At 59.1% G+C, this 8,823-nt stretch carries 15 protein-coding genes; 6 read left to right on the top strand and 9 right to left on the bottom strand.

From position 1 onward, the window contains the following. Positions 1-4: 4 nt before the first annotated feature. From ACR0B3_RS19515 to ACR0B3_RS19500, 4 genes are all read right to left on the bottom strand, one after another. Positions 5-556: a F0F1 ATP synthase subunit B' gene (locus ACR0B3_RS19515; protein ID WP_170686637.1), complete on the bottom strand. Its 552-nt coding sequence runs from the start codon at positions 554-556 to the stop codon at positions 5-7. 86 nt (positions 557-642) lie between these two features. Then, positions 643-867 carry a F0F1 ATP synthase subunit C gene (locus tag ACR0B3_RS19510; RefSeq protein WP_005981269.1) on the bottom strand — a complete coding sequence of 75 codons (225 nt, stop codon included), beginning with the start codon at positions 865-867 and terminating at the stop codon, positions 643-645. 48 nt (positions 868-915) lie between these two features. Further along, positions 916-1,674: a F0F1 ATP synthase subunit A gene (locus ACR0B3_RS19505; RefSeq protein WP_170686636.1), complete on the bottom strand. Its 759-nt coding sequence runs from the start codon at positions 1,672-1,674 to the stop codon at positions 916-918. A 2-nt stretch (positions 1,675-1,676) separates the two neighbouring features. After that, a complete protein-coding gene (locus ACR0B3_RS19500; protein WP_170724522.1) occupies positions 1,677-2,009 on the bottom strand; it encodes an AtpZ/AtpI family protein in 333 nt (110 codons plus the stop codon). 259 nt (positions 2,010-2,268) lie between these two features. Between ACR0B3_RS19500 and ACR0B3_RS19495 the strand changes: the two genes are divergently transcribed. The 3 genes from ACR0B3_RS19495 (at position 2,269) to ACR0B3_RS19485 (ending at position 3,563) form a co-directional block, all read left to right on the top strand. Beyond that, positions 2,269-2,826, top strand: a complete 558-nt coding sequence (locus ACR0B3_RS19495) for a hypothetical protein (protein WP_480810503.1) — start codon at positions 2,269-2,271, stop codon at positions 2,824-2,826. A gap of 209 nt (positions 2,827-3,035) precedes the next feature. Beyond that, positions 3,036-3,200: a hypothetical protein gene (locus ACR0B3_RS19490; protein WP_480810502.1), complete on the top strand. Its 165-nt coding sequence runs from the start codon at positions 3,036-3,038 to the stop codon at positions 3,198-3,200. 30 nt (positions 3,201-3,230) lie between these two features. Beyond that, entirely contained in the window at positions 3,231-3,563 is a 333-nt protein-coding gene (locus tag ACR0B3_RS19485; RefSeq protein WP_170686633.1) for a metalloregulator ArsR/SmtB family transcription factor, read from the top strand. On the opposite strand, the gene ACR0B3_RS19480 is transcribed toward ACR0B3_RS19485, so the two are convergent. The 4 genes from ACR0B3_RS19480 to ACR0B3_RS19465 form a co-directional block, all read right to left on the bottom strand. Further along, the gene (locus ACR0B3_RS19480; RefSeq protein WP_480810501.1) at positions 3,560-3,973 is read right to left on the bottom strand and encodes a universal stress protein; all 414 of its coding nucleotides are present in this window, start codon (positions 3,971-3,973) and stop codon (positions 3,560-3,562) included. The genes ACR0B3_RS19485 and ACR0B3_RS19480 overlap by 4 nt on opposite strands. A gap of 81 nt (positions 3,974-4,054) precedes the next feature. After that, positions 4,055-4,333 (bottom strand): hypothetical protein, encoded by a 279-nt coding sequence (locus tag ACR0B3_RS19475; protein ID WP_170686631.1) that lies wholly within the window; start codon positions 4,331-4,333, stop codon positions 4,055-4,057. A 57-nt stretch (positions 4,334-4,390) separates the two neighbouring features. Then, positions 4,391-5,302, bottom strand: coding sequence for a DMT family transporter (locus ACR0B3_RS19470; RefSeq protein WP_480810500.1), 912 nt, complete (start codon positions 5,300-5,302; stop codon positions 4,391-4,393). Beyond that, positions 5,299-6,177: a LysR family transcriptional regulator gene (locus tag ACR0B3_RS19465; protein WP_170686629.1), complete on the bottom strand. Its 879-nt coding sequence runs from the start codon at positions 6,175-6,177 to the stop codon at positions 5,299-5,301. Before ACR0B3_RS19465 ends, ACR0B3_RS19470 begins: the two co-directional genes overlap by 4 nt. Before the next feature lie 120 nt (positions 6,178-6,297). On the opposite strand from ACR0B3_RS19465, the gene ACR0B3_RS19460 reads away from it, so the two are divergent. Together ACR0B3_RS19460 and ACR0B3_RS19455 are read left to right on the top strand one after the other, a co-directional pair. Continuing rightward, positions 6,298-6,879 (top strand): FMN-dependent NADH-azoreductase, encoded by a 582-nt coding sequence (locus ACR0B3_RS19460; protein ID WP_480810499.1) that lies wholly within the window; start codon positions 6,298-6,300, stop codon positions 6,877-6,879. A 64-nt stretch (positions 6,880-6,943) separates the two neighbouring features. Beyond that, the gene (locus ACR0B3_RS19455; protein WP_480810498.1) at positions 6,944-7,684 is read left to right on the top strand and encodes an aspartate/glutamate racemase family protein; all 741 of its coding nucleotides are present in this window, start codon (positions 6,944-6,946) and stop codon (positions 7,682-7,684) included. Here the strand turns inward: ACR0B3_RS19455 and ACR0B3_RS19450 are convergent, their stop codons facing one another. Beyond that, complete coding sequence (locus ACR0B3_RS19450; protein ID WP_480810497.1) at positions 7,685-8,215, bottom strand: prolyl-tRNA synthetase associated domain-containing protein; 531 nt, start codon at positions 8,213-8,215, stop codon at positions 7,685-7,687. An 89-nt stretch (positions 8,216-8,304) separates the two neighbouring features. Between ACR0B3_RS19450 and ACR0B3_RS19445 the strand changes: the two genes are divergently transcribed. Continuing rightward, positions 8,305-8,820 carry a hypothetical protein gene (locus tag ACR0B3_RS19445; protein WP_480810496.1) on the top strand — a complete coding sequence of 172 codons (516 nt, stop codon included), beginning with the start codon at positions 8,305-8,307 and terminating at the stop codon, positions 8,818-8,820. The last annotated feature ends 3 nt before the right edge of the window (positions 8,821-8,823 follow it).

Here is an 8,823-nt window from a genome sequence, read left to right as displayed (position 1 = left end):
TCACTTATCCTTTCGTCTGCGCGTCTACGGCACTGTTGATGGCTTTGGCATCCGCCTCGCCGCCCAGTGCAGTGACCAGTTCAGCCGCCGTATCCTTGGCAACCACTTGAATGCTTTCCAGCGCACCGGCACGGATGTCGGCAATTGCCTTTTCCGATTCAGCCGCCTTTGCAGCGATTTCCGCATCCGCCTTGGCAATCGCGTCATCCAGACCAGACTGGATTTCGGCGCGGGCTTCCGCTGCGATACGCTGCGCCTCAGAACGGGCATCGGCCAGCGCTTTGTTATAGGCCTCTTCGGCCTCGACCGCTTTGGCCTTCAGATCTTCGGCCGCAGCCAGGTCGTTTGTAATGGTCCCCTGACGTTCAGCCAGGATTGCCGCGATGCGAGGCAGAGCCACGCGGGACAGGACCAGAAAGATGACGACCAGCGTGATGACCAGCCAGAAAATCTGGTTGGGGAACCAATCGAAGCAGAGCTGCGGCATCCCGATGGCAGAGCCATAGGAGTCGACGCACGAGCCGGCTACTTCTTCTGTAATGGGTTCAGTCGCCATGATATCCTCCGTCGGAAACTTGTCTTTACAACAGGTGGGCCGCTATGGCTTGGACCCACCTGCGCGTAAGGATCAGGTTCCGCAGATTATACGGCGAACATCAGCAGCAGCGAGACCAGGAATGCGAAGATCCCCAGGGCTTCTGCGAACGCGATACCGATGAAGAGGGTTGCGGTCTGCGAAGCAGCCGCCGAAGGGTTGCGCAGGGCGCCGGCCAGGAAGTTGCCTGCAACGTTGCCCACCCCGATTGCGGCTGCGCCGGAACCGATTGCTGCCAGGCCTGCGCCGATGTGTGCGAGATCGCCTTCCATGATGTATCTCCTTACGAATTGGAAGTTTCGATGTTGGGGTATCGGACCTTAGTGCGACGGATGCAGCGCATCCTTCAGATATACACAGGTCAGAATGGTGAATACGTAGGCCTGGATGAAGGACACGAGGACCTCAAGGCCGTACATTGCGGTGATCGCCAGAACGGACACGGGCGAGATCGCGGCAATTGCGGCAAAGCCTGCGAACACTTTGATCACGGCGTGGCCTGCCATGACGTTACCGGCAAGACGAATGGAGTGGCTGACCGGGCGTACGAAGTACGAGATCAGCTCGATAATCGCCAGAACCGGGCGCAGCGCCAGCGGTGCGCTGGAAACCCAGAACAGGCCCAGGAACGCGGCACCGTTTTTGACAAAGCCCAGCACGGTCACGGTCAGGAAGACCGACAGAGCCAACGGGATGGTCACGGCGAAATGCGATGTTGTGGTAAAGGACATGGGGATCATGCCCAGGAAGTTCGCGCAGACGATGAACATGAACAGCGTCATGACATAGGGGAAGTACTTGACGCCTTCCTTGCCGCAGATGTCTTCCAGCATTTTGTAGATGAAGCCATAGGCCAGTTCGGCCACCGACTGCATCCGGCTCGGAACAATCGCACGCTTCGAGGTGCTGAGCACCAGCAGGGCAAAGATCGCCGCAATCGCCAGGAACAGCCACAGGGTCACGTTGGTGGGCGTGTACCAGGCAATCGCACCGTCGCCAAAGAGCGGCTTAACGATGAACTGATCCATCGGGTGGAAAACCAGGCTGCTGCCTTCTGCTGCGGTGGTCTCAGTTGCCACGTTCAGTCCCTCTCGTCCTTCTCGGCAGCCGTCGCTGCCGCTTGTTTCTCTTGAACCTCTTTCGCGCTGCGGAGCATAACCTTCACGCCCGCGACAAGGCCCAGCAATGTGAACAGCACCAGAAAGATCGGGATTGTCCCGAACAGGCTGTCCAGCCCGTATCCGATGCCAAATCCGATCCCCAGACCGGATACCATTTCGATGACCATCCTCCAGGCAAGCTCGCCCCCGGATACGTCAGCATCTGCGCGGGGCTTGGGCGCTTTGGCCTTTTTCGCCGCTTCGATCTTGGCCTCCAGCTGCGCCATACGCTGCTTTTGGTCATCATCGGTCACGGGCGTTTCCCTCGCACAGTCTTGGGTAGGGTGCTAAGGGGCTGAGGGCGCAGAGTCAACGGCGTTAAGCGCGCAGGATATATGCTGGTAAGTGTAAGATTTTTATACTAAAAATCTCAACCTCGCTTGGTAGCCTCGTGGCGCAAGAACTGTGGATTGAGCAAATGGGCCTGAATCTGCATATTCAACCTTTTGGTTGAGTTTAGCTTTGCTCTCCCAGCGCCAAACTGTCGCCCAGTTTTGCAGACAGATGTTCGGAATGAGATTTCTGGTACCGATTGTGACGACCCCTATCAAAAAACAGGCCATTCTTCTGGGCATTCTCTTGTGCCTGTCGATTCTCAGCTACACCAAGCTTGGCGAAACCATCGCGCTGGTTGCCGCAATCAGCATGATCGGGTTGCCAATCACGTTGTTTCTGTTTGCCTTGCCCACAATTGCGGCCGCAATTGCAATCTTGCTGATAACCCAGGCCGCAGGTCGTTTGGCTGGGATTTCATTTGGATGGATATTTGGTGCTGCGATTTGCATCGGGTTTTATCATTTGCCCGAATATGTCCTGCGGCCCGCTGCCAAAGCTGAAGCCGAAGCGATGCTGGCGCAAGACACGGGCTGGGATGGCGCCTTCGGGGAAAGTCGTATTGCACTGTTGGGCACCCGCCGCATCGGCAAATGCAGCACTCGCTGCCGTGAATTACTGGCTGCAGGGGCTGAAGTGGTATTCATACCCGACCAAAGAGAGGACTACTGGCAACTTGATCAGCTGTCCGGCAACGTCGGGGGCTTGTCATTTTTCATGCGCACGCAAGGACAGTGAGATCCCGTTATTGATGAGCTTCGGCGCGCCCATTCGGGCGCTATGGTATCCCAGTTTGATCGGGATGAGTGTTATCAGGCAAGACCCGCCATCTTGATGAAATGGACATCGCCATCTGGAATTGACGCATCGGACGCCCTGCCGGAAAACGCTGGGTTGAGAACCTTCACCGCAGCCGGTTGTTCCGCCGCGATACGACCGGGTGGCAATTGGCTGAACAGTCCAGTCAGGCCTCGTATCGACTGGTGATCCACGCCATGCTCACACATTGGGGCGGCTATGGGATGGAGATCAAGTTTGACCCCGGCTTCTACTGGAAGCGGGCCACAATCGGAGGGCGCCCGGAAACTCCGTTCTTCAAAGCTGGCTCTTGACCCGCCGGGGTTATGCGGTGAGTTAGGAATATGTCCAATGATCTCGACACCGTATTCGCCGCCCTCGCCGACCCCACTCGACGCACCATCCTTGCAATGTTGCTTGAGGACGACATGGCCGTCACCGACGTGGCGGAACCGTTCGAGATGTCGCTGGCCGCGATTTCGAAACATCTGGTGATCCTGACCAAGGCGGGGCTGATTTCTCAGGAAAAACGCGGCCGAGTGAAATGGTGCAAGCTGGAACCTGACGCCCTGCGCGCCGCGTCGGTGTGGATGCAGGGGTTTGGACAATTCGAGCCGGTCAATCTGGACGCGTTCGAACGGTTTCTTGAGGTTGAATTGCCCTCAGACGAGGCCTAGCGCACCACAAAGACCGACATGCTGGCGTGTTTGGCCAGATATCCCGCGTGGCTCGACAGGATGTAGTCTGTGATCCGGGGCGCGTGGGTGCCGACGACGATCAGATCGGCCCCGATCTCTTCGGCTGTGCGGGTGAGATCCCGGTCAACCTCGACCGCGACATCAACCGAGTGAATGTTGCGCGTGTCCACTTGTGTGCCGCATTGCATCGCAATTTCGCTGGCGAAGGTCTGCAATTCTTTGGCGATCGCGTCTGTTGTCAGCTTGCTATCCCCAGGCTGCGGGCCAGTGACCGTGACGATGGTAACCTTGGCATCCTGCCATTTGGCCAATTGCGCAGCAACCTCGGTGGCCTTCTTGACCTCAGGTGGCATGTGCAGATCGATCGGGACCATGATGTGTTTGAACATAGTGGCGTCCTCCTGAACCTGAGATATGTCAGCCCGCGCAATTCGCCAGTCTGACCCACCGCTACGACTTGGGCAGCGGGCTCAGCCCTCGCGGCTGTATTCCACCCCGGTCACAACCCCCGTCGCGTCGGCGCGACAGAGCCACGGTGCTTCCGCCCCGGCTACAAATACGCTGGTGACCGAGCCTGTCGGGCTGGACTGGGTCGACATCGCTTTGACGCCGTCTGGTCCGGTGCCGGTTTCAGCCCCCACCAAAGCCTCGCAACTGGCCTGCAGGTCGGCCTCGGCTGAGTCGTTTGCACCACCCGGGGCGCAGGCGGACAGCGCCAGCAATGCGGGAATAAGTGACAGTGTTTTCATGGCCCATCTCCTTGGTGGTGACAGGCAGGCTGCCACATCAGGTAGAATTCACAAGCTTCAATTCGAGCGCACCGGCGTGTTGGCTGGCGCGTCTTCACCTTTCAACAGCAATAACAGCGCAACAGCGGTGAGCGCTGCGCCCACTAACACCAGTGCCGTTGGCGCAGGGCGTCCGAACGCGATTTCCCAAAGGATCACCCAACTGGGTGTCAGGTAGGTGTAGGCCATGACCTTGGCCGCGGGCAAACGCAACGCTGCAAACTGGACCAGTACAAAACTGGTCGCAGTCGCAAATAGCGAGATGTAAAGCAGCGTCACCCAGACGATCCCGGGAAGATTACCCCAATCGACTGCACGAATGTCCGACCAGCCCCAGGCCGTCAGGATCAAACACCCGGCCACCAGCGTGCCGAAGGTGAACACTACCGCAGGCTCCCCCCTGTTCAGCCGCCGCACCATGGGCGTATAGACGGCATGGGCAGCACAGCCCCAGAAATAGATAATCTCTCCGCCACCGATCTCGAACGCCTGAAACGCCTGCCAATCTGCCCGGAAGATCACCCAAAGCGCCCCGACTGCGCCGACGCTCAGCGCAAAGGCCATGCGCGGCGTTGTTATCTGGCGCAGCAGCATCCACCCGGCCAGCGCTGACATGACCGGGGTCAGCGTAAAGACCGCAGCTGCACTGACCGGAGGTGCGGATTGCAACCCGTAAAACATCAGAACAAAATACGTCCCGAACAATCCGCCAAGCACCAAATAGCGCCATGGCGCCTGTGCTGCGTTGCGCGATATGCCTGTGGTGGCAAGCGCTGCGATACCGATCACCACTGCCGCAATCGCAAAGCGCGCCGCTGTGATCGCCGAGGGCGCGATCTCGTTCGCGACCATCGAGCCAAGCGAGAAACTTCCCGCCACCAAAGCCGAGAATGACAGCATGGCTAGATGGCCGTGAGCTTGTGGGGTCACGGCAGCCAGCCTTTGGACTGATCTTTCAGGAAGCTCAGGAACGCCTGTACTTTGGTCGTCCGATGCAGATCCACGTGGGTCACCAGCCACAGTTTGCCCGACCATTCGGGCAGAGGTGCCATCACCTCGACCAGTTCGGGGTCGCGCGCGGCCTCCCACCGGGCCATGAAACCGATGCCGGCCCCGGCCAATACGGCCTCGCGCATGCAGAAGTTGTTTGTGCAGCGGAAGGTGATCGCCTGTTCCGGTGCGTTGGCGCGCAACCAGCGGGAAAACGGCGCGCGGCTGTTTTCATCATCATTGCCAACAAAGAAGTGGTTGGCGAAATCCTCGACCCGCGCGGGTTTGCCGTGGCGCGCGATATAGCTTTTGCTGGCGAACAGCCCGACCTCCTGCGGAATGAAGGGTTGAACAACATTGTCGGGCTGATCCGGCGCGGCCCCGGCCCGAATGGCCACATGCGCCTCGCCATATTCCAGCCGGAACAAGCGGTCGCCCGTCAGATAGCGCACGATCAGCCCCGGATGTGTCTGCTGGAACTCGGTCAGCGTCGGTACAATCAACGGGGCCAGAGAGGCCAGTGAGGTCACCACCAGCTCGCCCGAGACATCATCGCCGCGCCCTTTCATGCGGCCGACCAACTGGTTGAACTGATCCTCGGTCGCCTGCGCCACACGCAGCAGATCTTCGCCCGCTTCGGTTGGGGTATAGCCGCGCGCGTGACGCTGGAACAGTTTCACGCCCAACCGCGCCTCGATTGCATCGATATGGCGGATCACCGTGGCGTGGTGTACGCCCAGCACATCCGCTGCCCCGCTGACCGTTCCCATGCGCGCCACCTGATAGGCGGTTCTCACTTCATCCCAATTGTCCATTGCATCTGATCCAATGTGCAAATTCTAACAATGCTTGTTGATATATCCGAGTTTTGTTCACATTCGCAATAGTCATATTGAGGCAACAGAAGGTAAATCCGCAACAAAGGACACCCCGAAATGACCAATACCATCCTGCATATCGACGCCTCTGCCCGCCGCACCGGATCTGCGACGCGTGATCTGTCTGACCGGGTGGTGCGCCACCTGAACGCCAGCCGGATCATCCGCCGTGACCTGGCCAGCCCCCTGCCCCTGCTGACCGAAGACTGGATCGGTGCCAACTTCACCCCCGCAGATCAGCGCGACGCAAAACAGCACGAGCTGCTGGCCCTGTCAGACGAATTGGTGGCCGAGCTGCAAAGGGCCGATACCATTGTCATTGGGCTGCCGATCTACAACTTTTCGGTTCCCGCCGCGTTCAAAGCCTGGATCGATCTGGTCGCCCGTGCTGGTCTGACATTTGCCTATTCCGAGGAAGGTCCGAAAGGTCTGCTGGAGGGCAAACGCGCCATCCTCGCCGTTGCTTCGGGCGGTACCGCTGTTGGCTCCGAGATCGACTTTGCCACCACCTATGCCCGCCATGTTCTGGGCTTCATCGGCATCCATGATGTCGAGGTTATTGCCGCAGACCGCATGGCACTGGACCCCGAGACCACTTTGTCCAAGGCACAGAAAGCGGTCACTGAGTTGGCGGCCTGATTGACCTGCACCCCCTGAACCGTCCAGTCTGCGCCAAGGCAAATCAGCAGACTGGGCGTTTCACATGAAGAAGATCGGGATTTTGGGCGGTGTGGGTTGGGCGTCGACCGTGGACTACTACCGCGCAATTGCCGAAGGCGCGGGCCGGTATTTCGCAGAGCGCGGCCATGGATCGCCACTGCCCATTCCACCCATGACCATCGAATCCGTCACCCAATCCAGAACCCGCGCCTTGCGCGGCGTGGCCGGTGTTGAGGAAAGCTGGGCCGCCTTCGATGCCGTGTTCCGAGAGGCCCTGCTGACATTGCAAAACGCAGGCTGCGATTTTGGCATCATCGCCTCGAACACACCCCATGCGCGCCTTCATGCAATCCGCGACGGGGTCTCGATGCCCATTCTCAGCATATTCGATGCAACCGCCGAAGCGACCGCCACGACCGGCGCGACCAAAGCGTTGGTTCTCGGCACCGCAGTGACCATGCAGGACAGCAATTACGCTGATCGATTGGCTACCGAAGGGATCACTGCAAACACCCGCCTGCCCGATCCTGAGATTGCCGAGATGCAGGCAATGATCGACAGCGATTTCTACGGCGGGGCATCTCGCATCGCCCATGCGCGCCTGCTGGCCTTTTGCAATAAACATGCCGCGCCCGGAACGGCCATTCTGCTGGCCTGTACCGAGTTGCCGCTGGCCTTCCCCAACCATCTTGACGATCCGGTGTTCGAGGCGGATGGCCACTTGTTCATCAACCCCTCTGCCGCCCATGTCGCTGCTGCATTGAACGAGGCGCTTGAGGGGTGATCAGGGCAGCCAGGTCACCTCGCATCCGATGTTGGCGAAGAATGTCATCAAATCATCGCGCGCGAACGCGACGGTGCGGTCATTCACCAGCGGGTGCATGTAGATCACGTCTGCCCTCTGCGCCGCGGCATCCATGAAAAACCGCACGTCATTCTGAACCCCGTTGATCATGGCCATCGGACTGACCGCACCGGGACGAATGCCGAGGTTCTGCATTAGCCGATCGGCCGAACCGAAGGACAGATTGCCAATCCCCAATTCAGAAGCCAGCGCCTTGAGGTCAATCTCGCGGCTCTGTTCCAGCGTGACCAGGTAGTTCCGCTTTTTCTTGTCGCGCAGGTACAGGTTCTTGAGCCGCAGGGCGTTTTCACCCGGCACCATGAACTGATCTTCGACCCCTTTGGCGTCCTCGACCGTGCGCAGCGGCACATGGGTGTGCAGGCGATACGGCAGCCCCCAATCGTCCAGCTGCGCCAGCAGCGCATCCGAGCTGAGCGGCAATGTGTCCTGAAATGCGGATGATGCGTCCATGGGAACCTCCTCGTACACCGCGCACATCGCGCAACCGCGGGGTAAATTCAAGCCACGACAGGCGCCGCATTCGATGCTAGCGTGCCGCCATGAAAGTCACACGCAATTCCCCGAACCAACTGATCCTGTCTGATACGCCATGGTTCATTGGCATCTCATTGATGTTCTTCATCCTCGCCTTTGTCGGCGCGGGCCTGTTCATGGTTGCGCAAGGGGGCGAGGGTATCTGGTTTGGTATCTTCTTCGCGCTCTTTGGTGGCGGAATGGGGGTCGGAGCATTCTGCACCTTTGTACGCCGTGTTCAGGTCATACTGGACCGGGACAAGGACAGTATCGTGATCCGCAGGCAATCGGTCTTTGGCTATGAGGCGGTCGAACACAAGCTGTCAAACCTGTCCCATGCCGAAACCGAGCAAACGGTGTCACGCCGAGACAGTAGCTCATCCACCCTGTATCGCCCTGTCCTAATACTGGATGAAGGCATGAGCGCCGGGCGGCATCCGATTGTCGAGGCATTCTCGAGCGGACGTGGCGCGCGTGAAATGGCGGATGCGGTCAATGAATGGCTTCCCGCACGACAGGAGGAGGCCCGGATAAAAGCCTGACGC

The sequence above is a fragment of the Ruegeria sp. CE9 genome, assembly GCF_056537425.1.
Note: the sequence above shows the minus strand (reverse complement) of the source record. Positions and strands in the feature narration are given on the sequence as shown.